This is a genomic window from Micromonospora sp. NPDC047793 (assembly GCF_040642635.1).
Classification (GTDB): Bacteria; Actinomycetota; Actinomycetes; order Mycobacteriales; family Micromonosporaceae; genus Micromonospora.
Genome location: NZ_JBEYSG010000020.1, coordinates 85,607 through 112,337 on the forward strand (window position 1 = coordinate 85,607; position 26,731 = coordinate 112,337).

At 69.8% G+C, this 26,731-nt stretch carries 24 protein-coding genes; 15 read left to right on the forward strand and 9 right to left on the reverse strand.

Annotation, left to right across the window (positions count from 1 at the left end):
* Nucleotides 1-419: 419 nt before the first annotated feature.
* The 3 genes from ABZ738_RS28335 to ABZ738_RS28345 form a co-directional block, all read right to left on the reverse strand.
* Nucleotides 420-545, reverse strand: a complete 126-nt coding sequence (locus ABZ738_RS28335) for a hypothetical protein (RefSeq protein WP_255446584.1) — start codon at nt 543-545, stop codon at nt 420-422.
* A gap of 108 nt (nt 546-653) precedes the next feature.
* A complete protein-coding gene (locus tag ABZ738_RS28340) occupies nt 654-1,367 on the reverse strand; it encodes a hypothetical protein (RefSeq protein ID WP_131050968.1) in 714 nt (237 codons plus the stop codon).
* Nucleotides 1,368-1,686: 319 nt separating this feature from the next.
* On the reverse strand, nt 1,687-3,912 hold the full coding sequence (locus tag ABZ738_RS28345) for an MMPL family transporter (protein WP_131050970.1): 2,226 nt from the start codon (nt 3,910-3,912) through the stop codon (nt 1,687-1,689).
* 198 nt (nt 3,913-4,110) lie between these two features.
* Between ABZ738_RS28345 and ABZ738_RS28350 the strand changes: the two genes are divergently transcribed.
* Both ABZ738_RS28350 and ABZ738_RS28355 read left to right on the forward strand, forming a co-directional pair.
* Entirely contained in the window at nt 4,111-4,740 is a 630-nt protein-coding gene (locus ABZ738_RS28350) for a TetR/AcrR family transcriptional regulator (RefSeq protein ID WP_131050972.1), read from the forward strand.
* 810 nt (nt 4,741-5,550) lie between these two features.
* Nucleotides 5,551-7,182, forward strand: a complete 1,632-nt coding sequence (locus ABZ738_RS28355; protein WP_357218145.1) for a LamG-like jellyroll fold domain-containing protein — start codon at nt 5,551-5,553, stop codon at nt 7,180-7,182.
* A 12-nt stretch (nt 7,183-7,194) separates the two neighbouring features.
* Here ABZ738_RS28355 and ABZ738_RS28360 read toward each other — a convergent pair whose 3' ends face one another.
* Entirely contained in the window at nt 7,195-7,944 is a 750-nt protein-coding gene (locus tag ABZ738_RS28360; RefSeq protein WP_131050974.1) for an SDR family oxidoreductase, read from the reverse strand.
* Between the two features lie 91 nt (nt 7,945-8,035).
* Here ABZ738_RS28360 and ABZ738_RS28365 point away from each other — a divergent pair, with 91 nt between their 5' ends.
* From ABZ738_RS28365 to ABZ738_RS28380, 4 genes are all read left to right on the forward strand, one after another.
* Nucleotides 8,036-8,635, forward strand: a complete 600-nt coding sequence (locus tag ABZ738_RS28365; RefSeq protein ID WP_236145516.1) for a TetR/AcrR family transcriptional regulator — start codon at nt 8,036-8,038, stop codon at nt 8,633-8,635.
* Between the two features lie 146 nt (nt 8,636-8,781).
* Nucleotides 8,782-9,774: an RNA polymerase subunit sigma-70 gene (locus ABZ738_RS28370; protein ID WP_357218150.1), complete on the forward strand. Its 993-nt coding sequence runs from the start codon at nt 8,782-8,784 to the stop codon at nt 9,772-9,774.
* Between the two features lie 28 nt (nt 9,775-9,802).
* Nucleotides 9,803-10,264, forward strand: coding sequence for a DUF6069 family protein (locus tag ABZ738_RS28375; protein WP_357218153.1), 462 nt, complete (start codon nt 9,803-9,805; stop codon nt 10,262-10,264).
* 73 nt (nt 10,265-10,337) lie between these two features.
* Nucleotides 10,338-10,769 carry an Atu4866 domain-containing protein gene (locus ABZ738_RS28380; protein WP_357218156.1) on the forward strand — a complete coding sequence of 144 codons (432 nt, stop codon included), beginning with the start codon at nt 10,338-10,340 and terminating at the stop codon, nt 10,767-10,769.
* Between the two features lie 21 nt (nt 10,770-10,790).
* Here ABZ738_RS28380 and ABZ738_RS28385 read toward each other — a convergent pair whose 3' ends face one another.
* On the reverse strand, nt 10,791-11,618 hold the full coding sequence (locus ABZ738_RS28385) for a helix-turn-helix transcriptional regulator (RefSeq protein ID WP_131050980.1): 828 nt from the start codon (nt 11,616-11,618) through the stop codon (nt 10,791-10,793).
* Nucleotides 11,619-11,746: 128 nt separating this feature from the next.
* Here ABZ738_RS28385 and ABZ738_RS28390 point away from each other — a divergent pair, with 128 nt between their 5' ends.
* Together ABZ738_RS28390 and ABZ738_RS28395 are read left to right on the forward strand one after the other, a co-directional pair.
* On the forward strand, nt 11,747-12,475 hold the full coding sequence (locus ABZ738_RS28390) for an Atu4866 domain-containing protein (RefSeq protein ID WP_131050982.1): 729 nt from the start codon (nt 11,747-11,749) through the stop codon (nt 12,473-12,475).
* Between the two features lie 26 nt (nt 12,476-12,501).
* Nucleotides 12,502-13,839 carry an amidohydrolase family protein gene (locus tag ABZ738_RS28395; RefSeq protein ID WP_357218160.1) on the forward strand — a complete coding sequence of 446 codons (1,338 nt, stop codon included), beginning with the start codon at nt 12,502-12,504 and terminating at the stop codon, nt 13,837-13,839.
* Nucleotides 13,840-14,140: 301 nt separating this feature from the next.
* Here the strand turns inward: ABZ738_RS28395 and ABZ738_RS28400 are convergent, their stop codons facing one another.
* Nucleotides 14,141-14,374, reverse strand: a complete 234-nt coding sequence (locus ABZ738_RS28400) for a winged helix-turn-helix domain-containing protein (RefSeq protein ID WP_201272548.1) — start codon at nt 14,372-14,374, stop codon at nt 14,141-14,143.
* A 632-nt stretch (nt 14,375-15,006) separates the two neighbouring features.
* Here ABZ738_RS28400 and ABZ738_RS28405 point away from each other — a divergent pair.
* The 5 genes from ABZ738_RS28405 to ABZ738_RS28425 all read left to right on the forward strand — a co-directional run bounded on the left by ABZ738_RS28405 (nt 15,007) and on the right by ABZ738_RS28425 (nt 20,786).
* Nucleotides 15,007-16,680 (forward strand): cellulose-binding protein, encoded by a 1,674-nt coding sequence (locus ABZ738_RS28405; protein WP_357218164.1) that lies wholly within the window; start codon nt 15,007-15,009, stop codon nt 16,678-16,680.
* A 136-nt stretch (nt 16,681-16,816) separates the two neighbouring features.
* Nucleotides 16,817-17,707, forward strand: a complete 891-nt coding sequence (locus tag ABZ738_RS28410; protein WP_357218167.1) for a polyphosphate polymerase domain-containing protein — start codon at nt 16,817-16,819, stop codon at nt 17,705-17,707.
* A 15-nt stretch (nt 17,708-17,722) separates the two neighbouring features.
* The gene (locus tag ABZ738_RS28415; protein ID WP_131052984.1) at nt 17,723-18,400 is read left to right on the forward strand and encodes a DUF4956 domain-containing protein; all 678 of its coding nucleotides are present in this window, start codon (nt 17,723-17,725) and stop codon (nt 18,398-18,400) included.
* Nucleotides 18,400-20,055, forward strand: a complete 1,656-nt coding sequence (locus tag ABZ738_RS28420; RefSeq protein WP_357218172.1) for a CotH kinase family protein — start codon at nt 18,400-18,402, stop codon at nt 20,053-20,055. The genes ABZ738_RS28415 and ABZ738_RS28420 overlap by 1 nt, the downstream gene beginning before the upstream one ends.
* Nucleotides 20,056-20,204: 149 nt before the next feature.
* Nucleotides 20,205-20,786 carry a hypothetical protein gene (locus tag ABZ738_RS28425; protein ID WP_357218176.1) on the forward strand — a complete coding sequence of 194 codons (582 nt, stop codon included), beginning with the start codon at nt 20,205-20,207 and terminating at the stop codon, nt 20,784-20,786.
* 148 nt (nt 20,787-20,934) lie between these two features.
* Here ABZ738_RS28425 and ABZ738_RS28430 read toward each other — a convergent pair whose 3' ends face one another.
* Genes ABZ738_RS28430 through ABZ738_RS28440 form a run of 3 tightly spaced genes read right to left on the reverse strand, consistent with a single transcriptional unit; the run spans nt 20,935 to nt 24,112 of the window.
* A complete protein-coding gene (locus tag ABZ738_RS28430) occupies nt 20,935-22,152 on the reverse strand; it encodes an ABC transporter permease (RefSeq protein WP_357218179.1) in 1,218 nt (405 codons plus the stop codon).
* Entirely contained in the window at nt 22,149-22,856 is a 708-nt protein-coding gene (locus tag ABZ738_RS28435; protein ID WP_357218210.1) for an ABC transporter ATP-binding protein, read from the reverse strand. The genes ABZ738_RS28430 and ABZ738_RS28435 overlap by 4 nt, the downstream gene beginning before the upstream one ends.
* A 32-nt stretch (nt 22,857-22,888) precedes the next feature.
* On the reverse strand, nt 22,889-24,112 hold the full coding sequence (locus ABZ738_RS28440) for an efflux RND transporter periplasmic adaptor subunit (RefSeq protein WP_357218182.1): 1,224 nt from the start codon (nt 24,110-24,112) through the stop codon (nt 22,889-22,891).
* A gap of 90 nt (nt 24,113-24,202) precedes the next feature.
* On the opposite strand from ABZ738_RS28440, the gene ABZ738_RS28445 reads away from it, so the two are divergent.
* Together ABZ738_RS28445 and ABZ738_RS28450 are read left to right on the forward strand one after the other, a co-directional pair.
* Nucleotides 24,203-24,910 (forward strand): response regulator transcription factor, encoded by a 708-nt coding sequence (locus ABZ738_RS28445; RefSeq protein WP_131052979.1) that lies wholly within the window; start codon nt 24,203-24,205, stop codon nt 24,908-24,910.
* Nucleotides 24,907-26,724: a HAMP domain-containing sensor histidine kinase gene (locus ABZ738_RS28450; protein ID WP_357218186.1), complete on the forward strand. Its 1,818-nt coding sequence runs from the start codon at nt 24,907-24,909 to the stop codon at nt 26,722-26,724. Before ABZ738_RS28445 ends, ABZ738_RS28450 begins: the two co-directional genes overlap by 4 nt.
* Nucleotides 26,725-26,731: the final 7 nt, after the last annotated feature.

Sequence of the window (26,731 nt, forward strand, 5' to 3'; positions counted from 1 at the left end):
ATTCCTCGGTAAAGAATGGATAGAGATGGCGTAATCGTTTGTTGATAATGAATATGGACGGCTTCTGGGGTGGTCTGCTGGATTCTGCAGCAACTGGTGTCAGTTCCTTGTCGCCATTCATCATGGGCTCGGCCAATCGTCGACTCCCCTGGCAAGGTGGGGAAGGCCCGGCCGCGGACCACGGAGAATCCCCATGGCCACCACAAGATCGAGACGATTCCGAGTCGCGGACACGGTGCGGAACCGTTCATTGCCCGGGTGCCATTCAGCAGCAAGGCCCGCGGCGGCCTGGGCGACCAGCCGCCGTTTCGACGTCGCCGCCAGATCATGCACGGGTGCGGCGGCAACGCGACCACCCGCTACAACTTCCGCAACGACACCACCAACCGGGCCGCGGACTGGTTCCTCGATGCCTCCGCTCAGCGGAGGCGGCCCGCCTGCCCGGCCAGTGCGGCCATGACCGCGTCCAGCGACAGGTCTGTGGCGCTGGTGAGTAGGAGGTCCGCAGCCGTGAAGCGGGCGTGGTCCGGATGCGGGTTCGGCACCGCCACGCAGTGTTCGAGCCTTCGGGTGCACTTCGCGATCAGGGCCGTAACCAGCGAAAATGTCGGTAGCGGCCTCGGCTGTTCCGGGATGCCCCGTGATCGCGGGGTTCAGGCCAGGAGAATCTCGCGCATCCGTGCGCCCAGGTTGATTCCGCCGACGGTGCGGGGCCCGGCCGGATCGTGGACGTCGAGGGTGTTGTTGCGGCGCATCATCTCGCGGACCGGAGGCGGTAGCCGGGGCGGGTCGTCGATGGCCGCGAGGATCTGACCAGCGGTCGAGATCAGTCGGTCGGCCAGGGATGCGGCATCGGTGTCCACCCGTACCTGGCCGTGCTCCATGGCGACGGTGGTGAGGTCGAGTACCTCGAACACGTGGGCCAGGAGCGGGAGCGGGTCGGTCACCTTGTCGAGCCGGGACGCGTGGCTGCCGACGACCTCGACGGCGGCGGCCACCTGAGCGTACGGGTGGAGCCCGCACGGCAGCGTGAACAACGGCCACCGCAGCGCCGGGCCGGCCTCCTTCCACAGCGGCCGGTAGTTCCGGCGATGCACCAGGAGCCTGCGACCTGTGCGTCGGTACACGTCGTGGGCTTGGGCCTGCAGGTGCGTGTGGGCCTCGTTGGCGGCCTCGCTCACCATCCGGGCCGCCACCACCAGGCCGTCGTCGTCGTCCAGCGTCCGGGTGATCGCTTCGACCTGTTCCGGGAAGCGGGCCTGCGAGCCGGCGCCGTACCGGTGCCGCACGTCCCGCAGCAGCGTCTGCTGCCGCTCTGGATCGAGCTGGACTCGCCTGCTACCCAGCAATTGCCGGAGCCAACGCATCTCGCCTCGTTTCAGCCGCTGCGGACCGCGGCAATGCTAGTGCGTCGGACCCTCTTCGGATCGTGTGGGGGGTCTGCCCGGTCCTCCACCGTAATGCCGGTGCACGCGTACCCGGCGACAGGGCGACCAGTACTGGCGGCGTCCTCGCCCGTACACGGTGGAGTGAACTGCCCGGCTTCGGTGGAGATCAGAAACGGGTGCTCCGATGGGGTGGCGGGTCCACTGCGTCCCGCCACCCCATCGGAGCGACTTGCCGAGCCTGGTTGGTCGTGTGCGAGCGGCTGGCGTCGGCCGGGCAGATGCCGGTCGGGGCCGAGCGTCAGGCGAGGTGTCGAGCGAGCGATTCGCCTTCGACGTCGAAGGTCGGCACGACCTTCTGCATCCAGCGGGGCATCCACCAGATGCGCCGGCCGAGGATGAGCATGACGGCCGGAACGATCAGCATGCGGACCAGGAAGGCGTCGACCAGTACGCCGATGGCCAGGGCGAAGCCGATGGTCTTGAGGATGATGTCGTCGGTGAGGGTGAAGCCCGCGAAGACGCCGACCATGATGAGCGCTGCGGCGGCCACGACGCGGGCGCTGTGGGTGAAGCCGTCGATGACCGCCTGGCGCGCCGGGGTGCCGTGGACGTACGCCTCCCGCATGCGGGTGACGAGGAAGACCTCGTAGTCCATGGCGAGGCCGAACAGGATGCCGGTGAGCAGGATCGGCAGCAGGAACAGCACCGGCCCCTCGGTGTCGAGACCGACGAGTTCGTTGAGCCAGCCCCACTGGAAGACCGCGACGGTCGCTCCGAGGGAGACGCCCACGGAGAAGAGGAAGCCGAGCGCCGCCTTGACCGGTACCCAGATCGAGCGGAACACGGCGATGAGCAGGATGAGTGCCAGCCCCACCACGACGGCGAGATAGAGCGGGAACACCTCGGTCAGTTCGTTGGAGATGTCGACGCCGACGGCGGTGACGCCGGTGACCAGGGCGCGGGCTCCGGTCTGGTCGGGCAGGTCGGAGAGCGTGGCCCGGATGTCGGCGACGAGGTCCTTGGTCGACTGGTCCGACGGTCCGGACTGGGGGATCACCGTGAGGGTCACGTACTGCGTCGTGCCGAGCTGCTGCATGAAGGCCTGCTGGGCTTCGGGGCTGTCGCTGGTGATGGCCGGGATCACGGCGATGATGTTGGAGTCGTCCTCCGCCGCCAGCGTCTGGAGCCTCTCGGTGGCGGTCCCGACTGCGGCGGCCGGGTCGGTGGCCTGCGCGGTGTCGATGACGATGAGCAGCGGCCCGTTGGCGCCCGCGCCGAAGTTCTCGTCGATGAGGTCGTAGGCGACGCGTACATCGCTGCCTGCGGGTTTGGTGCTGTCGTCCGGAAGCGCGAGTTGCAGGGAGGCCACCGGGATGGAGGCCACGGCGGCGACGGCGACGCCGACGATGAGCGCGGGCCAGCGGAGGCGGGCGAGACCTTCGACCCAACGGCGACCGAGGGTACGTGACGTGCGGGAACTCTGGTCGCTGCCGGTGTCCTCGGTGGCGGCGGCGAGCTGCTTCTTCACGACGCGGGCACCGGCGAAACCGAGCAGTGCGGGCAGCAGGGTCAGCGCGATGAGTACGGCGAGCGCGACGGTGAACGCGGCACCCAGCCCCATCTCGGTGAGGAATCCGATGCCGCAGAGGGCGAGGCCGACGAGGGCGATGACGACGGTGAGGCCGGCGAAGACCACGGCGGAGCCTGCGGTGCCGACGGCGCGGCCGATCGCCTCCTCCAGCGGGCGTCCCTGGCGGACCTCGGCCTGGTAGCGGGAGAGGATGAACAGCGCGTAGTCGATGCCGACCGCCAGCCCGAGCATCGTGCCGAGCGCGGGGGTGGTGGTGCTCAGATCGACGAAGCCGGTGAGAGCGGCGATGGAGGCGGCACCGATTCCGACGCCCACCAGCGCGGTCAGCAGCGGCATCCCGGCCGCGACGAGCGACCCGAGGGTGAGGGCCAGCACGACGAAGGCGATGGCGATGCCGATCAGTTCGGCGATGGCGCCACCGATCTCCACACCGAGTACGTCTCCGCCGACGGTGGCGGTCAGTCCGGCCCGCTCGGCGACGTCGCGGGCGGCTTCCAGCGCCTCCCGGTCCGAGGTGGTCAGGTCGACCGCGCTGCGGGCGTAGCTGACCGAGGCGAAACCGGTCCGCCCGTCCTCGGAGACGGCCCCTGCCTCGAACGGGCCGACGATCGACCTGACGTTCTCGGTCCTGAGCGCGGCGAGCGAGTCGGACACGGCCTGCTGGTTGGCCGGGTCGGCCAGCGTCTCGCCGTCCGGGGCCTGGAACACCACCCGCGCCGTCGCGCCGTTCGGCACGGCGTCGGGGTCGCGCTCCCTGATCAGGTCGAACGCCTGCGTCGACTCGATGCCGGACAACTCGAAGCTGTCATTCGTCTTGCCCGACAGGGTCGTCGCTCCGAGCGCCACGGTGAGGAGCAGCAGGGCCCAGATTCCCGCCACGGTCCAGCGGCGTCGGAACGACCAGCGTCCGAGCCTGAACAAGTGCCATGCCATGCCGTCTCCTCCTGCGTCTCGGTGAACAGGTCCCGCGTGGGCACCTCGCCCGGCTCCCGCCGACGAAGCGCGACCTCACGGCCTGTCGTGCCGCAGACGCTAGCACGAAAATATCCGACTGGATATTTTCGTGGTGGTGGTCATAGGATCGGGCAGGCGGCGCACCATGCCGACCGCCGATCGCTCTGGAGGTGGGCCATGACCGACCCGGAAAAGCGGGACCGCCCGAAGCGGGGGCCGTACGCCAAGGGGCTCGCGCGGCGGCAGCAGATCATCGACGAGGTGCTGGCGGTCTACGACCGGCTGGGATACGAGGGCACCTCACTGCGCGCCATCGGTGAGGCGATCGGCGTGACGCATCCGGTGCTCAAGCACCACTTCGGCACCCGCGAGCAGCTCTTCATCGAGGTGCTGCGGGAACACGACCGCCGCTTCCTCGAGACCGCGTACGACGGGGACGCCAGCTTCGTCGACCTCATCCACCAGTCGGCCGAGCACAGCATGCGCGTACCCGGGCTGATGTCGTTGCTGAACAGCATGGTGGCCCACGCCCTGGAGGCCGGAAACGAACACTCGCGCGCCCACTTCTCCGAGCGGTACGCCGACCTGCGCGAGCAAATCACGGGCCTGCTCGCCGAAGGCCAGGAGGCCGGGGTCGTACGCACAGACATCCCCCTGGACCAGGCGGCCTCGCTCGTCCTCGCGGCGGCCGACGGCCTCAGCACCCAGTGGCTGCTCGACGGGAGCGCCGACATCAAGAGCGGCCTGCTGCTGCTGCAGCGCCTCCTCGCGCCGCCGGACCAGCAGGTGGCAGAGACCGATGGCTAGGCGACAGCAGGACTAATCGGTGGCCTCTCCACCCGGTTGCGGCCTATGTTTCAGCGAGACCGTCTTCCTGTGCCCCCTCCGAGAGGACATCACCCCGCGTGACCCCGCCCGCTCTGTAGACCTGACACCGCTCCGCGCATCGGTCGCCGACCTCGTCGTCGGCTCTCTTTCCGTGCCTTTCGTCAGGTCTTCAGAGGGATCATGTCTACGCGTCCTCTCATCGTGCCGTCCGCCATCGGTCTACCTATCCGGCTTTCGCCGCCGCCTCGCGATGGTCACTGTCAGTCCGACAACGCCGCCGCCCTCGTCATTCATGGCCTTCCCGAACCGCTGATCGTGCGGTGGCGCCGGGGAGAGCGGCAGAGGTTCACTCGTCCGGTGCGAAGCCGTCGCCGCGGGCCCGAGCCGGGGCGGGAGATGCAGTGGCCTCGCCCCGGGCTGCATCACGCCTCGGTCCGCGCGTGGTCGCGGGTTGCCGAACGTGACCGATGGCCGGGACCGTTGCGGTTCCGGCGCCGGAGGTGAACGCGTCCACCGGTCGATCCGGCCGTGGCGTTCGCCGGGGCTGCGACCGTATCGGGCGCTGGTCTGCGCCGCATCGTCGGTCCTGACTTCGGGAACAAGCGTCCCTATCGGAGCCTCATCGCGCTCCGGTAGGGACGGCGCACCCGTCTGTGGCTACGTCTTGTGATCGCTCTTTACACCGAACGTCCTCGATGCCTACTGTTCGTGCATCGACTGGCTTGATCACGGGGGTGTCAGGTGGCTGGTGACCGCACGAGTGTGTCTCGGCGTTGGTGGACAGTGGGGTTGACGCTGGTACTGGTGTCGTCGCCGCTGGCAGCGCCCACCTCAGCCGGGGCGGCAGCGTCCACCTCGCCCGAGGCGCCACCGCCACCAGCGGCGGTGACCTCCAGCGACTACCTCAGCGACGGTGCGCCGCGCGGCGGCGTCGGACTGCCCGGCACGTTCGAGGTGATCCCGCCGACGACCCGTGCGCACGAGGTGAAGGAGTACGCCTACAGCCTCGAATCCGGTGTGGTGAGCGCAGCGGAGACTGTCGCGGCGCGGTCGACGGACCACGGCGCATCGATCACGGTGGCACCACGGCATGACGGCATCAATGTGCTCCACCTCTGGTCGAAGAGTCATGCGGGTCGGATCTCCACTCAGGTGACGTACATGTTCTTCGTCCGAGCCGACTCCGGTCCCGCCGCCCGCTGGACGTTCGAGGAGACGGGCGCCGCCGCGACCGATGTCTCCGGCCACGGCAACGCCCTGACACTCGGTGAGCCTGCGGTCCGGGTCGCCGGCCGGTCCGGGGTGGGCACCGCGCTGTCGCTGCCGGGCACGACTGCGGCGACCAGGACCGCAGCGCTCCACACGCCGCACCCCTTCACCGGTGCGTCGACCCCGATGAGGACCGACGCGAGTTTCACCGTCGCCGCCTGGGCCAGGATCAGCTCGACGTCGGGTGGCGACGTGCAGACCGTGGTGAGCGCGAGCGGCTCGCGGACGTCCGCGTACCACCTCGGCTATGCCGGCGGTGACCAGCGCTGGCGCTTCTCCATGGCGGCCGCCGACACCGACGACGCGGCCCTGCACAGCGTGCTGTCCGACGCGGCACCGACGGTGGACAGGTGGACGCATCTTGCCGGCGTCTACGACGCGAGCACCAAGACGATGACCCTGTACGTCAACGGTGTCGCCCAGGCCGCGACCACGACCCTGGTCGGCGGGTTCGACGCCACCGCAGAGGTGGCGGTCGGCAAACGCAGGTGGAACGGTGGCGACGACGGCTTCTTCACAGGTCTCGTCGACGACGTACGGGTGTACACCTCCGTCGCGACCTCGACGGAGCTGGCGAAGCTGGCCGTGCCGCTGCCGCCGACGGTCACGTTCCCGCACGGCAGCGAGGTCACCGGGGGTGGACAGATCACCGTACGGTTCGACGCACGTGGTGACACGAACGTCATCGCCTTCCGGTACAGCATGGGCGACGCCGGCCTCGGTAGCACGGTGAATGCCGCCACGCCGGGCGGCACGGCCACCGTCACCCTCGACGTCGGCGACACCAGGGGTTCCCGCCCGGTCTACGCGGCGGCGGTCGCCGACGGAAACCGGGTGAGTGACAAGAACGACGGTGAGTTCACCGTGAGGCCGGCGACGAGCCTGTCCGGGAACGTGTGGAACGAATACTTCCTGCCGTTGGCGGGGGCGGTGGTCCAGTTGCAGCCCGGCGGATACCAGGCCACCTCCGCCGCCGACGGCAGCTACGCCCTGACCGGCGTGCCGCCGGGGGTCTACACCGTCACCGCGACCTTCGGCGGTGAGTGCGGCCTGTCGCACAGCGCCCTGCTCGAAATAGATGGCCAGGGCTTGACGTTCGACTTCTTCCTCGGCGATTTCGGCGACGACCCGGGCGACGCCTGTCCCGAGTAGTGCAGCGCATCCTCAGATCTGGTTCTCGCCGCCGTCGACGTACAGGTTGGCGCCGAGCATGAAGCTGCTGTCGGCGGAGGCGAGGAAGGCCACTGCGGCAGCGATCTCCTCGGTGCGTCCCATGCGTCCGATGGCGATCCGGGCCGCCTCGTTTGCCTTGAAGGCCGTCGCGTTCTCCTCGCCGACGAGTTCGGTGATGCCGGAGGTGTCGATCGGGCCGGGTGAGATGGCGTTCACCCGGATGCCGCGTGCCTTGAGTTCGTTGGCCCAGATGCGGGTGAAGGTCCGCAGGGCCGCCTTGGAGGCCGCGTACGCGCCGAAGCCCGCAGTGCCGCGATCGGCGGCGGTGGAGGCGTTGATGATCACCGAGGCGCCGTGGTTCAGCACCGGGAGCGCCTTCTGCACGGTGAAGAGGGTGCCCTTGACGTTGACCCCGAAGATCTGGTCGAGGTCCCGCTCGGTGATCGTCTCGATGGTCGCGAACGAGGCCGTGGCCGCGTTGGCGAAGAGGACGTCCAGTCCGCGACCGTGGGCCGCGACCCTGTCGTAGAGCCGGTCCAGGTCGGCCGGGACGGTGATGTCGCCGGGTACGGCCGTCACGCCCGCGCCGATGGTCTGCACCGCCTCGTCCAACTCGGCCTCGCGTCGGCCGGTGATGAACACGTGCGCACCCTCGGCCACCAGTCGGGCAGCGGTGGCCCGGCCGATCCCCCGGGTGCCGCCTCCCGTGACGACGGCGGTCTTGCCTTTCAGCCTACGCATTTCTGACCTCCCCAAACTTCCGCACCGATCGGTACGGAACTAGACCGTAGCACTTCTGAACCGATCGGTGCACAAGGGGTAGGATGGTCGTGTGGAGAAGGTGCAACAGGGTCGGCCGCGCGGGTTCGACGCCGAGGCGGCACTTCAGAAGGCCATGACGGTCTTCTGGAAGCAGGGCTACGAAGGAGCCAGCCTGGCCGACCTGACCGAGGCGATGGGCATCTCCCGCACCAGCATGTACGCGGCCTTCGGCAACAAGGAGCAGCTCTTTCACCTGGCCCTGCAACGCTACGAGGAAGGTCCCGGCGCCTACGTCGTCCAGGCGCTGGGAGCACCCACCGCCCGCGAGGTGGCGACCGCTTTCCTCACCGGTTCGGTTCAGGCCAACACCCGGCCCGGATGCCCCGCCGGCTGCCTGGGCGTCCAGGGCGCACTGGTCGTCGGCGAGACCGGTCAGGTCGCGCGCGACACCCTGGCCGCCTGGCGCGCCCGAGGTCAGCAGCACCTCCGCGACCGGTTCCAGCTGGCCGTCGAGAAGGGGGATCTGCCCGCCGACGCCGACCCGGACCTGATCGCCCGATTCGTCATGACGATCGCGAACGGAATGGCCGTGCAGGCGGCGGGCGGCGCGACACGCGAGGACCTCCAACGCGTGGCCGACGCCGCCCTACGGCACTGGCCGCCGACCTGAGAGGTGGGTAGATCTGTTGTCGCCCCAACGACAACAGATCTACCCACCTCCCTTGCGCATCCGGCGCTGCGGGCAGGAGTGATGAGTTGTCGGGCCCGCGCCCGTCATACCTATGTCAGGATGCGGCGAGGCATGAGGATGGCGTGATGGGCGAGCAGGTCATGAGTGGTCTGGGCGAGGTCGACGAGTCGGCGTTCTCGGGGCTGGCGGAACGGCACCGGCGAGAACTGCACGTGCACTGCTACCGGATGCTGGGGTCTTTCGAGGACGCCGAGGACACCGTGCAGGAGACGTTCCTGCGAGCCTGGCGTCGGCGGGAGACATTCGAGGGACGGTCCACGTTCCGGGCCTGGCTGTACCGGATCGCCACCCACGCCTGCCTGGACCTGCTCGCCAAGCGCCGCCCCGAACCGGCGACCGGCGGCGAGGTGCTCTGGTTGCAGCCCTACCCGGACCGGCTGCTCGACGAGTTGACCACCGGCGACGCGGACGAGCCGGAGGCGGTCGCCGTCGCGCGGGAGACGATCGAGCTGGCGTACCTGGTCGCGGTCCAGCATCTCGCGCCGCGCCCACGGGCGGTGCTGATCCTGCGCGACGTGCTCGGCTGGCCGGCGAAGGACGTGGCGGAACTCCTGGGGGACTCGGTCAACTCCGTGAACAGCGCGTTGCAGCGGGCCCGCGCCGGCATGCGGGAGCACCTGCCCGCCGAGCGCCAGGACTGGACCGGCGGTGAGGAGGACGCCGGGACCCGTGAGCTGGTACGCCGCTACACCGACGCCAGTGTGGCCACGGACATCGGTGGGCTCACCGCGCTGCTGCGGGAGGACGTCCGCTGCTCGATGCCGCCCACCCCGGGCCTGTTCGTCGGTCGTGACCCGGTGGTGAAGGACTGGGTCGACAACGGCTTCGAGAACATGTTGAACCTGCGTGGCATCCCCACCAGGGTCAACCGGCAGCCCGCCGTCGCCTTCTACCACCGGCGAGAGGGTGCAAGCGCGTACCTGCCGCTGACCATCGACGTCCTGCGCATCAGCGGCGGCGCGATCACCGAGATCATCACGTTCCACGCCGACCAGTTCCCCCGGCTCGGTGTGCCGACGTCGCTGCCGGCGGACGACACCGAGCAGTCCCGGGCCTGATCCGACGAGGAACGAGAGGAGGAACGACATGAGCAGCACACATGACGCCGATGTCGTCGCCGGTCCGGCAGCGGACCGCCCCCGCCGTACCCGTCGATTCGGCCGACTCGTCGGCATCGGTCTTGTCGCCGCGCTCGCGGCGATGGTCGTGACCACCCTCGCCGCCGCACTCGCCCGGGTGGTGGGTGTTGACTTCGCGCTCCCCGAGGGGGGCGAGGCGATCCCGTTGGGCGGCTTCACGGTGGTGACCGGGTTCTTCTCGGTCGTGGGCGTCGTCATCGCCGTCGCCCTGCTCCGCTGGAGCGCCCGTCCCGCCCTACGTTTCGTGTGGACCACGGTGGCCCTGACTGTGGTCTCGATGATCCCGCCGTTCCTGGCCGGCGGAAACGTCGCGACCATCGCCGCCCTCCTCGGGCTGCACGTCGTCCCTGCGGCGGTGATGATCCCCGTCCTGGCACGGGAACTCCGGCGTCATGAGAGCCGGCCGTAAGGGCGGGTAGCGCGTTCTTCCTGGGAGTACTGGGACCAGGCTGTTGCCGGACCGGATACCTACCGTGGTCGACATGGCGAATTCGAGATTCGGGGGCCTGTTCAGCGCGACCTGCGGCGTCTTGTTGCTCGTGGGTTGCTCCGCCGAGGCGGGCAGCGGTGGTGCCGCTTCCGACGGCGCGGCACCGCACTCGGCGACTGCGACACCGACGCCACCGGTGACCGCCGGAGACGTGTCGCCGCACCCGTACGTCGGGATGTGGGTGACGGCCGACGGCCACATCCGGCAGATGCTGCTGCCGAACGGCCGGTACGACGAGGCCCGGGGCGAGCGGGAGAGCGCCTACACGGGTTCCTACCAGGTCGTCGGGACCCGGATCGAGTACGTCGACGACACCGGTTTCAGCGCGGACGGCACCTTCGACGGGGACGTTCTGCACCACGCGGGATACGTCTTCTATCGCGAGGGCAGCGACGCGCACCGGCAAGCGAGGACGGACGGATAGGGGCCAGGTTGGGTTCGCGGCTCAGCGGAGCCAGCGGCTGACGGCCAGGGTGCCCAGCAGCCGCAGTGCCTCGGCGCTGCGGCTGTGCGGCTCCGCGCGGTACACGATCAACTGCTGGCCGGGCGCGTCCCGTACGTCGAACGCGTGGTACGACAGCGTCAGCTCGCCCACCGCGCTGTGCCGGAACGTCTTCGCCTCGTGCGTCTTGCCCTGCACGTCGTGCCGCCCCCACAACCTGCGGAACTCTGGGCTCGCGGTACCCATCTCCTCGACCAGCTCCCGCGCCCGCCGGTCGTGCGGGTCGTGGCCGAGGGCCAGACGCAGGTTCGCCACACACGCCTCGGCGGTACGACGCCAGTCGGCGAAGAACGTCGTGCCGGCAGGGTCGAGGAAGGCCATCCGGACGAGGTTGTCCGCCTCGGCGAAGTCCGCGTAGAACGCGTCGGCCAGCGCGTTGCCGGCCAGCAGGTCGAGTCGCCGGTCGATGACCACGGCCGGGGTGTCCGGCCAGGCGTCGAGTAGTTCCCGCAGGCTCTGCCCGACCTGCGGTCGGGCGGGGGTCGGCGTACTGCCAGGTGCGAGCCCGGCCAGCCGGAAGAGATGGTCGTGGGCGTCCGGCCCGAGGTCGAGCGCCCGGGCCACGGCGGCCAGCACCGACGAGGACGGGTTGCGCTCCCGGCCCTGTTCGAGCCGGGTGTAGTAGTCGACGCTCACCCCGGCCAGCACCGCGACCTCTTCGCGCCGCAGCCCGGCGACGCGCCGGGTCCCACTGGAGACCAGGCCGACGTCGCCCGGGGTCAACCGGGCGCGTCGGGCGGTGAGGAACGCCCCCAGCGCGGTCGTCGGCATGCCACCAACGGTAACCGCGCGGCCTCCGACCAGGCAGGGTGCGGCACACCCTGGTTCGCTCCGGCCTGGCTGCCGACTCCGCCTCCGGTGACGGTGGGAGCACGAACCCCAACCCCAGGAGGTACGCCATGAGCAGCCCCATGCTCGACGAGGCGGTACTGGCGGAGATCGCCGGGAACACCGGTGACCAGCACCGTCCACTGATGTTCGTCAACGCCGCCATCCACACGCTCGACCCGGTGATCGGTGACTTCGCCACGGCTGACCTGTTGGTCGGTACGAACGAGATCGTCGCGGTCGGCACCGGCCTGCACACCGCCGCCGAGGACGACGGCGCGATCGTCATCGACTGCACCGGCCTGGCCATCGTGCCCGCCGTCGTCGACGGTGTCGCTGTCGCCGGCCTGCGTGCTCGTCCGGCCGACCGGGTCGGCGCGCTCACCCCCGGAAACCCGGCCACCTTCGCCCTGATCGCCGGCCCGACCTCCGGCCGGTCCGTGCTGGAGATGATCGTCTGGCGTCCGGAACAGGCCGCCGCGATCGTCGTCGACGGCGAGATCGCGCTGGCCAACGGTCACCGACTCACGCCCGCTCCGGTCGAGCCGGACTCGGGACCACGATCGGTCGAGAGCCCCTACCTGGGCATGTGGATCGACGAGACCGGTTTCCTGCACCAGGAACTCACCGCCGACGGCCGGTACGACGAGACGCGGGGCGGTCGGCCGCACGCGTACCAGGGGGCGTTCTGGATCGACGGCGACCGGATCGTCTACCGCGACGACCTGGGCTTCTGGGCGTACGGCCGGTTCGTCGACGGGGTGCTGTACCACGCCGGATACGTCCTGCGCCGCCGTTGATCACCGACTACGAGGGGGAGAGTCCGATGATGTTGTTCAGCGGCGGCACGGTCGTCACCATGGACCCGGCCATCGGCGACCTGGAACGGGGTGACGTGCTGGTTCGCGAGGACCGGATCGTCGCGGTCGGCCCGGACCTGCGGTCTCACCCGGAGGCGGCGGGCGCGACCGTCGTCGACACGACCGACCGGATCGTCAGTCCCGGATTCGTCGACACCCATCGGCACGCCTGGCAGGCACAGATGCGCCGCAGCATCCCGGACGTGACCGACCTGGGGGCGTACGTGATGTCGACGCTGGCCGGGATCGCGCCCGCGTACACCCCGCACGACATGTACGTCGGCACCCGGCTCGCCGCGCTCACCGCCCTCGACGCCGGCATCACCACGATGCTCGACTTCTCGCACAACTCCCGTACGGCGGCGCACTCGGACGCGGCGATCCAGGCGCTTGTCGACACCGGCATCCGGGGCGTACACGCGTCGATGGGACCGCACTTCGGTGAGTGGGACCGCCAGTGGCCTGGCGACCTGGCCCGGCTGTGCGGGGCGTACCAGGCGACGAACGGCGGCCTGGTGACGCTGCGCCTGGCGGCGTTGGCCACCGACGAGATCGCCGGTCCGGCCCTGGCCTACGGGCCGGAGCTGGCGGCCGTCGCCCGCGATCTCGACCTCGGTGTCAGCGTGGACGCGGTGTTCGGCGTGCCGTCGTCGGCGGCGATCCTGCGCTGGGCCGCCGACGGGCTGCTCGGCCCCGACCTGACCCTGATCCACGCCACCGGCCTCACCCCGCAGGCGTGGCAGGCGATGGGCGACGCCGGAGTCACCGTGTCGCTGGCGCCGACCTCCGAGGCGCAGATCGGCCTGGAGACGGCGGTACCCGCGATCGACGAGGCGCTGGCCGTCGGCATCCGACCCGGACTCAGCATCGATGTGGAGGTGGCGCTGGCCAGCGACATGTTCACCCAGATGCGTACCCTGCACGCCATCCAGCGGATGCGCGCGGTGAACGACGCGTACGGCACGGACACCACGCTGGACCGGATCACCACCCGGGACGTGCTGGACTTCGCCACCGCGCAGGGCGCCCGGACCAACGGACTCGGTGACGTCACCGGTTCGCTGACCCCCGGCAAGCAGGCGGACCTGCTGGTCGTCGCCGCCGACGCCGTCAACACGATGCCGCTCAACGACGCGGTCGGCACGCTGGTGCTCGGTGCCGACGCCCGCAACATCGAGACCGTCCTGGTCGCCGGCCAGGTGCGCAAGCGGAACGGTCAGCTCGTCGGCGTGAACCTGGACGACCTGCGCCGCCAGGTGACCGAGTCCCGCGACGCGATCCGCAAGACCGTGGCCAACGCCTGACCCCGCGTCTCACCCGCCCCCGCCCGCCCTGCCCGCCCCTGCCCCTGCCCGCACGCCCTGCCCGCCCTGCCCGCCCTGCCCGCACGGCGAGACGCATTCGGCGATCATGGAGTTGTGGTAGCCGCGAAAAGGGCGAATAAGGCCAAAACTCTAGCCACAACTCCATGATCGACGAGGCGAGATGCCACCCGCACGCCGGAAGCGGCAGCGTGCGGGTGGCTGCTTCGTGGGGGTGACGTTGGGCGGGCTGTCTCGTGTGGGTGGCCCGGCGGGGCTTGCGCGGGGATGCCGAGTCGCTGAGTCAGGACCTGTCGGCGACGTACGTGCCGCGTTGCGGGACGGTGAACGCGAGTCCTCGTTCGCGTAGGAGGCGTACCGCCGCGCGGGCGGTTCCACGAGCCACACCGTGCTCCTGCTGTAGCTGCTTCTCGCTGGGCAGTGGGTGGTTGGCGGGAAGCTCGCCGCTTTCGATCTTCGCGGCCAGGAGATCCGCCAACTGAACGTAGACGGGCGTCGGGCTCATCGGATTGACCACGACAGAAACCTATGAATGCGGTAGACGACCATAGCCGTTCGGTACGTCTATAGACGTACAGGGACGTACAGGGTTACCTTCTGTAGGTGGTCGTAAACATGCTGGTGGGAGGTTCGGTGAAGCGCTGGTGGTGGCGTCGTCGTGGTCGTGGGCCGTTGCTCGACCGGGTGGGTCCGGCCACCGCCTATCCGGAGCAGGCGGGTGCGTACCGGGCGGGAGCGTGTCGGTGAACGAGAGCCGCGTCCCGGTCGAGGTCGAGTTGTCCTGGGCGGTCATCGACGGTCACCGGATCCGGCGATGCCTCCGGTGTCACGCGGACGGCTGGTGTCCGAGGGTGGCGGTCGCCCGGGCGAGGATCCTGGCGTGGCGGCGGGTGCGGGAGCCCTGGCCGTCGGACTGAGGCTCGGGCCTGGATGGTGGGCCGGTCTGCCGTGACTCGCGGACAACTCCGGGATTCTGCAACAAACCTGCACATCTCTACTCTTGCGCCGCGAGTAAGCGCTTTCCTAGCCTGAGATTACATCGATGTTTCGCTCTATGGCCAGTTCGAGAGCTTACGAAACTCAGTCACCTGCGGTGTCGGGCTGTGCAGGACGTGTCTCGCGCCGCGCTTACTCCCGAGGAGTCCAACAGTGAGAACCACAGTGCGACACAGGCTTCTGGCCGGCGGCACCGCAGTGGTCGCGGCGGCCGTGGTGGTCGCGGCGCTGCCGTTGACCCACGCGTCGGGAGCGGCGGACGGCCTCGTCGCCGCCTCGGTCGTCGCCAACGCGACCAACCTCAGCATCGGTGCCGGCGCCGACGGCTCCAGCAAGGGCGGCGGCACCAGTTACGGCAACGTGATCGACGGCGACGTGGGCACATACTGGTCGCCGTCCGGCTCGACCGGCCGTATCTCGGTCAAGTGGGGTTCCGCCACCACGGTCGGCTCGGTCACCATCCGCGAGGCATCCGGCGCGGTCGGGGTCATCGGCGGCTGGCGACTGGTCAACAACGACACCGGCGCCACGCTGGCCAGCGGCACCGGGGCCGGGACGATCACCTTCGCCGCCGCCTCGCTGCGCAAAATCAACTTCGAGATCACCAGCGCGAGCGGTACGCCGAGGGTCGCCGAGTTCGAGACGTACGCCTCCGGCACGACGACCCCGCCGACCACGCCGCCGCCGACGACCGGGCCGACCACCCCGCCGCCCAGCACGCCTCCGCCGACCACGCCTCCGCCGTCGTCCAACACGCTCTACGTGGCGCCGGCCGGCACCGACAGCGCGCCCGGTACGCTGGCGAGTCCGACGACGCTCGCCTCCGCGATCACCCGGATCACCTCGGGCGGGACGATCTTCCTGCGCGGCGGGACCTACCGCCACTCGCAGACGATCACCATCGGCCAGGGCAACAACGGCACGTCAAGCGCCCGCAAGAACATTTTCGCGTACGCGGGGGAGACCCCGGTCCTGAACTTCTCGGCGCAGAGCGAGGACCCGGCGAACCGGGGACTCGAAATGGGCGGATCGTGGTGGCACGTCCGTGGCATCGTCGTCGAGCGGGCCGGGGACAACGGCATCCTGCTCGCCGGCAACAACAACATCGTCGAGCGGGTGGTGACCCGCCACAACCGGGACTCCGGGCTCCAGCTCTCGCGGCTGATCGCCAACGCGCCCCGGGACCAGTGGCCCTCCAACAACCTCGTGGTCAGCACGGTGTCGCACGACAACGTCGACTCCGACGGTGAGGACGCCGACGGGTTCGCCCCGAAGCTGACCGTCGGCGCCGGCAACGTCTTCCGCTACACGGTCGCCCACAACAACATCGACGACGGGTACGACCTCTACACGAAGAGCGACACCGGCGCGATCGGCGCGGTGACCATCGAGTCCTCCCTCGCCTACGGCAACGGCACCCTCAGTAACGGTGGTCAGGCCGGCAACGGTGACCGCAACGGGTTCAAGCTCGGCGGCGAGGACATCGCGGTGAACCACACCATCCGGGGCAACATCGCCTACGACAACGGCAAGCACGGGTTCACCTACAACCGGAACCTGGGCACGATGACGGTGTCGAACAACGCCAACATCGGCAACACCGAGCGCAACTTCAACTTCGACGGCGGTTCCTCGGTGTTCCGCAACAACACCTCGTGCAGCGGCGGCTCGAACGACCGGATCGTCGGCAACTCCGACAGCTCGAACCAGTTCTGGTCCGGCACCAACGGGTCCCGGTGTTCGTCGTACTCGGGGTCGTTGGGGTGGTCCTTCGCCTCCGACGGCCGGCTGGTCGTGACCTTCGGCGGCCGGGTGGTCACCCCCTAACGAACACGGACGACGTCGGCGTCACCGGTGACGCCGACGTCGTTCACCGGGGGTTCATCCGAGAATCAAAGCTCGTTCATAGGTACGCCTGTTGGTATTCGTTGGCATCTGTCGCCTACGGATCGGCCAACATCCCATGCTCACCTGGCGCAACCGGGCACCCGCTCGCTCAACGCGTACACCATCGGCACCGATCGTCGGGTCCGGCCCGGCTGCGGACCGCGACGATCAGGCCGGACACGCGCTCCGCGCCCCGAGCCGATTGCACGCCTTCAATCGGTACGAGGTCAAATACGTGGTGCCGGTCGCCGACGTGCCGGCGCTGCGTGCCGAACTGGACGCGCGGATGGGGCGCGACAGCCATGGTGACCGGACCGGATACGGCGTGTGGAGCGTCTACTACGACACGGATCGACTGCTCTTCTACTGGGAGAAGATCGAAGGTCTCCGGTTCCGTCGCAAACTGCGGATAAGGCACTACGGCGACCGGTCCACGATCACCGACGACAGCCTTGTGCACGTCGAGATCAAGCAACGGGTCAACCGGGTCACCCAGAAGCGTCGCGTCGCTCTGCCGTACCGCCTGGCTCGCGATTTCTGCGACCGCCGGGAGATGGTCGCGCACCATCCCGACCAGCGGGCCTTCCTCGAAGAGGTGCTGGAACTGGTCTGTGGACTGGATCTGCGTCCGGTCGCGATGACCGGCTACCAGCGGGAGGCGTTCGTCGGGCGGGACTCCGACGTCGGCCTGCGGGTCACGATCGACCATCGGGTACGCGGGCGGGACCGCGACTTCCACCTGGGCGCGGAGGCGGAGAACCGCCTGATCGTGCCGGCCACGCTCGCCGTGGTGGAGATCAAGGCCAACGAGCGGGTGCCGTACTGGTTCACCGACCTGGCCGCCCGGACCAACCTGTCGATCGTCCGGTTGTCGAAGTACTGCCAGAGCGTGGAGGCGTTCGGTCGCGCCCCTCGATCCGTCTTCCACGTGACGGACGACGCCGCCGTCTCCCATCCCTACGTGTAGAGAGCAGCGATTCTCATGCCGTTCGAATTCCAGGATCTCTCCGGTACGTTCAGCGTCGGCGACATCGCCCTCGTCCTGTCGCTGTCCTTCCTACTCAGCGCGATGATCGGCTGGGTCTATCGATTCACCCACCGGAACATCTCGTACAGCCAGTCGTACGTGCAGACGCTCGTCATTCTCGGCATGCTCATCTCGCTGATCATGCTCGTCGTCGGGTCCAACATCGCCCGCGCGTTCGCTCTGGTGGGCGCACTGTCCGTGGTGCGTTTCCGGAACGCCATCAAGGAGACCCGGGACGTCGGCTTCATCTTTCTGGTGATGGGTATCGGCATGGCCTGTGGCACCCGGTTCTACGTCCTGGCCGTGGTCGCCGCCGTCGTGATCAGCATGATCATCGTGCTGATGTACCGCTTCAACTGGTTCGCCGCGAACGTGCAGCGGCAGGTGGTGAAGGTGCAGGTCCCGCCGGTGGAGAACTACACCGAGTCCATCCAGGACGTCCTGGTGCGCCACACCAGCGAGTTCGAGCTGGTCAGCATGGAGACGATTCGGGGCGGCGCGTTGACCGAGATCATGTACACGGTCCGGCTGAAGAAGGGCACCGAACCCGGTGACCTGATCGCCGCGCTGGCCGAACGCACCGGCGGTCAGCGGGTCACGGTGCTGACCGGCTACGACCAGACGGACCTGTGATGAGGCTCAAGCACCGGATCCCGATCCGGATCCGGCACTACTGGAAGTTCCTGGCCGGCTGCGCCGCCTTCCTGCTCGTCCTCACGGTGACGCTCAGCACGGTGCGCATCCGCCCGTACGTCACCAGCAGTGCGGTCGGCGGTGGCCTGGTCACCCAGGACATCGCCGGCACCGTCGACCTGTTCGACGAGACCGTGGCACACCGCATCACGCTCGTCTTCCGCGACGCGGACTACCAGCGGATGTTGGACACCTTCTATGCCGAGGGCGAGAAGGACTACATCGAGGCGGACCTGGTCGTCGACGGCACCAGCGTGCCCAGCGTCGGTATCCGGTTGAAGGGCAACTCCACGCTGCGCAGCCTGAGCCGCAACGGCGAGACCCCGCAGGGCGGACCGGGCGGCGCGGCACCTGACGGTGCTGGTCCCATGCCGCCCGGCGCCGATCGCGGCGGTGCCGGTCCGCTGCCGGACGGCGGCGATCGCGGCGGTGCTGGTCCGCTGCCGGACGGCGGCGGGATGTCGCGGATCTCGCTCCAGGCCGAGGAACCGGAGAACCTGCCCTGGCTCATCCGCTTCGACGAGTACGTCCACGGCCGCCGCTACCAGGGGCACCGGGAAATCTCCGTTCGCGTCGCCGGCATGGGCGGCGGCTCCACGGTGCTCAACGAGGCGGTGACGCTCGACCTGCTCGGCGATGCCGGTGAGGTGGCCCAGGAGTACGCGTACACCAGCTTCACCGTCAATGACCGGCCGACCACCGCCCGCCTGGTGGTGGAACATCCCGACGAGAACTTCACCGCGAAGATCGACGGCAGTGGGGTCCTCTACAAGGCGCTGGCCACCGGCAGTTTCACCGACCAGGGCGACGACCCGACCGCCTACGACGACGACTTCAAACAGATCACCATGAAGGGCAGTCAGGACCTGCAACCGGTCATCGACCTGATCAGATGGGTCGAGAACGCCAGCGACACCGAGTTCGACGAACACCTCGCCGACCGGGTCGACGTGGAGTCCTTCGCCCGCTACGTGGCCTGGCAGAACCTGCTGCTCAATTTCGACGACATGTCCGGTCCGGGCCGCAACTACTACCTCTGGTACGACCTGACCAGTAAGAAGTTCACCGTGGTCGGCTGGGACTACAACCTGGCGTTCAGCGGGGACGCCGGCCAGGGCCCGCACGAGCAGGGGCGCCTCGGTGGTGGTTTCCGGGGCGGGGGTGCCACCCGTACGATGCCCGGCCAGCCGGAAGGCGCGCCCGGCGCTGCCGACACGATGCCCGAGCGTGCGGACCGTCCCGACACCGGGGAGCCGCGTACGGGTGGGCGAGAGGGCGGTAGGCCCGGTGGTGGTGGGCCCGCTGGCGGTTGGCCCGGTGGTGGTGGGCCCGGTGGGGGCGGCCACCTCCTCAAGGAACGCTTCCTTGCCAGCGAGACGTTCACGAAGGTGTACGAGGACGCGTACCGCGAGATCTATCGGCAGGTCTATGCCGACGGCTCGGCACTGGCGGCACTCGACGGCATCACCGAGGTGTTGTCGAGCGTCGACGGGCAGGACGCGCAGACCGTGACGGACGACGCGGATCGGCTGCGCACCCTGATCGGTCAACGCACCGAGAGCCTCGCCGCAGATCCGGTGATCACCCAGAGCTGAGTTGTCATGGCCCTCCGTCGATGTCCGGCGGGGGGCCCGCCGACCTGACATGTTCCTCACGTCCGATCGGGAGGCTGGCTGCGGCCGGGCCAAGAACCGGCCGCAGTGGCCCGGGAATGTCCCGGTCCGATCGGACGAAAGGCGTTGTCATGCGCAGGAGTCGGACGCTGTTGATGGGTGCCGTCATGCTGATCGCGCTGTCGGCCTGCGGGGCGACGGCCGACGAGAAGAAAACGGACGACGGCAGCGGACAGGTGGCCTCGTTGGCCACCCCGGAGCCGGAACGGACCGGTTCGGCGCAGCCGAAGGAGGAACGTCCGCGCGAGCGGCTCGACACCACGTCGGAGGAGTACGAGGCGTTGCTTGGGCCGTACCGCAAGTGCCTGAAGCAGCAGGGTGTCCCGGACAAGTTGACCGCAGGCCACCCCGGCCGACCGTCCGGCGAGACCAACGCCAAGGAGGCGGAGGCGTACGAGGCGGCGAACCTGATCTGTGAGCCGAAGTTCTATCCGCTGCCGCCGTGGGAGAAGGACCCGGCCAACCCGGAGGCCCGGGACTTCGCGGTCGCCGTCGTGAAGTGCCTGAAGGACAAGGGCGTCAAGTACGTGGAGGTCTCCGAGGACGGCATCTCGCTCGCCTTCGGCGGGGACCAGAACCACTCCCGCTCGATCAGCATGGGCCTGGAGTTCGCACCCGAGTGCGAGCGCAAGGTCGCCGCCGCGCAGAACTGACGCCGCCCGACGAGCGCGGCGAGAATGTAAGGAGGGGTCCCTTCCTATACACGAGGCGTTAGGAAGGGACCCCTCCTTACACGCACAGCAGGGCGCGGCGGCCGGAGCACCGGTCGCCGCGCCCTTTCGTCTGTGCTGGCCGGTGGGGTCAGGCGGCGGCGAGGGCCTGCGTCGGGGGTAGTCGGGCCGCGCGTACGCAGGGGTAGACACCGGCGAGCACCCCGATCACCACGGCACCGCCGACCCCGAGGACCGCCGCCTGGCTGGGCAGCACCAGCGGCCATCCCTGCCAGGCCGCGTATCCGACGGTGGCGAGCAGTCCCACCGCCGTGCCGACCAGACCGCCGAGTGCCGCCAGCACCGTCGACTCGGTCAGGAACTGGCCCCGGATCTGTCCCCGGGTCGCCCCGAGTGCCCGTCGCAGGCCGATCTCGGCACGCCGTTCGAGGACCGAGACGACCATCGTGTTGGCCACCCCGATGCCTCCGACCAGCAGGGCGACCGCAGCCAGCGCCAGGAAGAGCACGGAGAAGTTGCCCTCGGTGGCCCGTTTCGCGGCCAACGCGTCGGAGGGGCGGCTCACCACCACCTGGCCGGGACGCTCCGGCGAGATCGTCTCCGCCAGGACACCGCGTACCGCCTCCAGTTGCGACTCCTCGCAACGGATGTAGATCACCGTCGGGTGGCCGTCGAACCGCAGTTCGCTGCGGGCCGCCGGCCACCCGACCAGCACCGACCGGTCGATGTCGGGGGAGAGCGGGGTCTCGGCCAGGATGCCGACCACGGTGAACCGCCGGTCCGCGATCGTCACCTGGGGTGCGGGTTGTCCGGCGGGCAGGTCGGCGATGCCGAGTCGGGTGGCGGCCACCGAACCGAGTACGACGGTGGGGAACTCCGCCGTGGCCGGGTTCAGCCAACTGCCGACGCTGATCCGTGCGTTGATGGTGGGCAACAGGTCGAGGCGGGCGGCCAGCACGGTGAGGCCGGAGCCGTCGGTGGGATCGAGGAGGTCGTTGCGGCGTACCACGGTGCGGGTGTTGCCGACCGCGCTGGCCGCCGTGACCGGGCCGATCCGCTGCACCATCACCACGGCGGATTCCGGCAGCTTGGTCGGCGGATCACGATCCGGTGCCGCCACCGCCTGGAGGGAGTTCGTGCCGAGCGCGGTCAACTCGGCCAGCAGCGCGGCCTGGCCGGCGGCCGGGATGCCGGTGACCACGATCATCGTGGCGATGCCGATCGCGATCCCCAGCGCCGACAGCACCGCCCGCAGCGGGCGGGCCCGCAGGCCGGTCAGCCCGAGCGAGAGCAGGTCCGGTACGGCCAGCCGGGCCGGTCGTGGTGCCCGGTCGATCGGCCCGGTCACCGGTCCGACACCGCATCGCCGGCCGGGTCGCCCGACTCCACGGCACGCGCCGGGACGGGCGAGGGGTGCGTGTCGTCGCGGATCAGTCGTCCGTCGCGGATCTCGATCTGCCGGGGCAGTGACGCGGCGATGCCTCGGTCATGGGTGATCAGCACGATGGTGGTGCCTTCCTCGTGGAGCCGACGCAGCAGCCGCAGCACGGACTGACCGGTGGCGGTGTCGAGTGCGCCGGTGGGTTCGTCGGCCAGGACCAGCGACGGTTGGTTGGCCAGGGCGCGGGCGATCGCGACGCGCTGCTTCTCGCCACCGGACAACTGCCCCGGGCGGTGCCCGGTGCGGTGCGCCAGACCGACCCGGGCCAGGGCGCGCAGGGCGTGCTCCCGCCGTTGCCGTCGTGGCACCCCGGCGTAGAGCAGGCCGGTGGCGACGTTGTCGACGGCACTGAGCCCGTCGGCGAGGTGGAACTGCTGGAAGACGAAGCCGATCTCCCGGGCCCGCAGCGCGGACAGCCGCCGGTCGCCGAGCGTGGCGACGTCCTGGCCGGCGATGTGGACGGTGCCCGAGGTGGGGCGGTCCAACGTGCCGATGATGTTGAGCAGGGTCGACTTGCCCGATCCGGACGGCCCGACGACGGCGACCAGTTCCCCGGCGGCGACGTCCAGGCTGACGTCGGCCAGCGCGGTGACCCCGCCGGGATAGACCATGGACGCGTGACGCACCGAGAGCACGGGTCCGGTCACGAGGGCACCACCACCTCGGTGCCCTCGGTCAGTCCGTCGCCGGTGATCTCGACCCAGCCGTCGGCGAACATGCCGGTGCGGACCGCGACCAGCCCGCCCGGTCCCTGCACCGCGTAACCGCCCTCGCGCAACGCCACCAGCGCCTCGACCGGCGCGACCAGCACGTCGACGGCGGTACGACCGGTGAAGTGCACCTGCACCTCACCGGAGTCGAGGTCGGCGATGGTCTGCGGCTTGTCGACGGCCACCGTCACGGTGAGCAGCGCTGGGCCGTTCGCAATGCCGCTGTCGCTGGCGACGAGATCACGGCCGACGGAGACGACCCGGGCGGGGACCTCACGGTCGTCGGGCAGGCCCACCCGGATCCGGTCCCCACGCTTGATGGCGGCGGCGTCGGTGAGTTCGGCACCGACCGTGATCACCTTGCGGACCGAGGTCACCGACATCAGTGGCGTCTCCGCCGGGTCACCGGGTTGGGCGGTCACCGAGTCCACCCGGACCGCCCCGCTCGCCACCTCGACGTGTCCGACCGGGATCGTGCCGGTCGCCGGCACACCGAGGTCGGTCTGCCAGCGCTTGATCGCCGCGACCAGTGCCGGCGTGAGGACGCCCTCGCCGCTGCGTACCCGCTGCGAAGCTGCCGGGGATTCCGCTGCCGCCGCCGGCTCGTCGTCGTCATCGTCGGCGGCGTTGCGGGTCGGCGGCTGCGGCGTCACCTGCTCGCCGGGCGACGGCTGCCAGCCGATCGGGTAACCGAGCGCACGGAGGTTGTCGGCGATCACCCGGACGTCCCGGCCGACCAGGTTCGTGCCGGCGATGTCCCGGTACATCGGGATGCTGCCGTAGAAGAGCACCACCGGCCGGTCGTCGGCCCGGAACAGTTGCCCACCCCGCTTGACCGTGGTGCCGGCCTTCGGCAACCAGGTGACCGTCGCGGTCAGGTGCCCGGCCAGCGGGCGCGTCGGGCCGTACCCGATGCTTCCGGGCAGCGTCCGGGTGGTCGACAGGTCACGGCGCGCGATCGGCGTGGTCGCGACCACGTCGGTTTCCCTCGACGCCGGCTGTGCGTCTGCCCGGTGCCGGGTCACCACGATCCCGGTACCCACCGTCAGCACCGCCACCACGAGCGCCACGGCGATCCACCGCACACCACGTCGCCGTACGGGCGGATCGGGTACACGCGGTATGAACTCGGTCGGGGCGTCCTGCTTCGGATCCATGCCGACGAGGGTGTCCAGCGGTCGTTAGAAACCTGTCAGGTATCGCCGCCGGAGCCCTGCCGTCGGGAATCCGGTCCTATCATCGCCGCCATGTGTGCACAGGTGCTGGTCGCCGATGACGATCCTCGCCAGGCCGAGGTGGTCCGCCGCTATCTGACCGCCGAGGGGCACGAGGCCGTGGTGGTGCACGACGGTCGGGCGGCGCTGGAGACGGCCCGCCGACTCCGTCCCGACCTGCTGGTGCTGGACGTGATGATGCCGGAGATGGACGGTCTCCAGGTGTGCAAGACCCTGCGCGGGGAGTCCGACGTCCTGGTGTTGATGCTGACCGCCCGGTCCTCCGAGGACGACCTGCTGACCGGACTGGACCTGGGCGCCGACGACTACCTGACCAAGCCGTACAGCCCCCGGGAACTGATGGCCCGGGTGCGGACCCTGCTGCGGCGGGCGAGACCCGGCACACCGTCGCCCGCCGGGGCCGGGCTGCTGCGGGTCGGACCGATCGAGATCGACCCGACCGCGCACCAGGTGACCGTGGACGGCGTCCGGGTCGCCTGCACCCGGGGTGAGTTCGCCATCCTGGTGGCGATGGTGAAGCAGCCGAACCGGGTCTTCACCCGAGGCCAACTGCTGCACCACACGCGGGGGCTCGACCGCAGCTCGACCGAGCGGACCATCGACGTCCACGTGATGAACCTGCGTCGCAAGATAGAACGCGATCCGCAGCGGCCGGTCTGGTTGGTGACCGTCTTCGGGGTCGGCTACAAGCTGGCCGGCGCTTCGGCGACATCCCGGTGAGCACCCGGCGGGTGCCGATCCGGCACAGTCTGGTGACCCGGTTGCTGGTCACCTCGGTGCTGATCGCGATCGCCGCGATCACCTCCACCGCCTGGCTGGCCACCCGGACCGCGACCCGGGCGATCAGCCAGGAGCAGGGTCGCTCACTCGCCGAGAACACCGAGGTCTACAACGAGCTGATCGAGTACGCGGCCACCCACCCGGACTGGTCCGCGGTGTCGCCGCTCATCGAGCAGCGGGCCGCCGGACTGGACCGGCGGATCACGCTGATGACCGACGACCGGACGATCGTGGCCGACACGCTCGACGGCCCCTCGCTGGACGCCGCCCGCCCGGCCGCCGTGGTCGACCCGCTGAACCTGGACCTCGGCCTCACCGGCGGCACCGACCGCATCGACCCTCGGGCGGTCGGCCCGTTCCGGGTGCCGGACGACGTCAGCGACGAACTGCTCGCGAAGGCCGAGGAACAGTTGAGGTGCCTGCGGGGGAGTCGCCTGGACGGAGAGATCAAGCCGCTGCCCGACGGGCGGTTCACCGTCGTGCTGACCACGCCGGATCCGCGCGGGTCGGCAGATCGATGCGAGGCGAAGCCCGAGACGGCCGGCCAGGCCGAGGAGAAGGCGCTGCGGTCCCTGGGGCAGCTGGCAGGGAGGTGCCTCGACCTGGCCGACGACGAGGGACTGGAGATCCTGCCCGACTTCAGCGCGTACCTGATCAACATCTCCGTCGACGAGCGCAGCGTCCGTCCCGCCCCCCGGGAGACCTTCCGGGTCGACGTGGACGCGGACGAAGCGGCCCTGATCAGCGAGTGCGTGGAGCAGTCGCGGCGGAGCATGCTCCAGCCGCACGTGGCCCCGGCCGTGCTGCTGTTCATCACCGCCCCGGACAGCGGCGCCGACCAGACCACCTTCACGCTCTCCGGCGAGAACACCGTCCGCATCGTCACGGTCACCGGCGCGGTGCTGGTGGCCACCATCATCGTCACGGTGCTGGTCGGCCGCCGGCTGGTCCGTCCGTTGCGGACACTCACCGACGCCGTCGACCGGCAGCAGCCGGCCCCGGTCTCCGCACCGGACGAGATCGGCCGGCTGGCCCGGGCGCTGAACGACTCGACCCACCGTCGGGACCGCGCCGAGGCGCAGCGACGCGCCATGGTCAGCGACGTCGCGCACGAACTGCGTACGCCGCTGACCAACATCCGCAGTTGGCTGGAGGCGGCCCAGGACGATCTCGCGCCGACCGACGCCCAACTGCTCGACCTGCTGCACGAGGAGGCGGTGCTGCTCCAGCACATCATCGACGACCTCGCCGACCTGGCCGCCGCCGACGCGGGCACGCTGCGGATCCATCCCGAGCCGACCTACGTGCGGGACGTGGTCACGCAGGTGGTGGACAGTCATCGGGGCACGGCCCAGGCGGCCGGGATCGCGCTGACCGTTCAGATCGATGAGGACCCCGTGTTGCCGGCCGACGCGGTACGGCTGCGGCAGATCGTCGGCAACCTGGTCTCGAACGCGATCCGCTACACCCCGCCCGGGGGGTCGGTCACCGTCGCCGCGCAGGACACCACGATCACCGTACGGGACACCGGGGTGGGCATCGCGGCCGAGCACCTGCCGAAGATCTTCGACCGGTTCTGGCGGGCGGACGGCTCGCGTACCCGGGCGACCGGTGGCAGCGGCCTGGGTCTGCCGATCACCCAGCATCTCGTGAAGGCACACGGCGGCACCATCGACGTGCAGAGCACCCTGGGCGAGGGCAGCCTGTTCACCGTCCGGTTGCCGGACACCCCGGCGGGGCCGCGTCAGGAATGACGCGGCC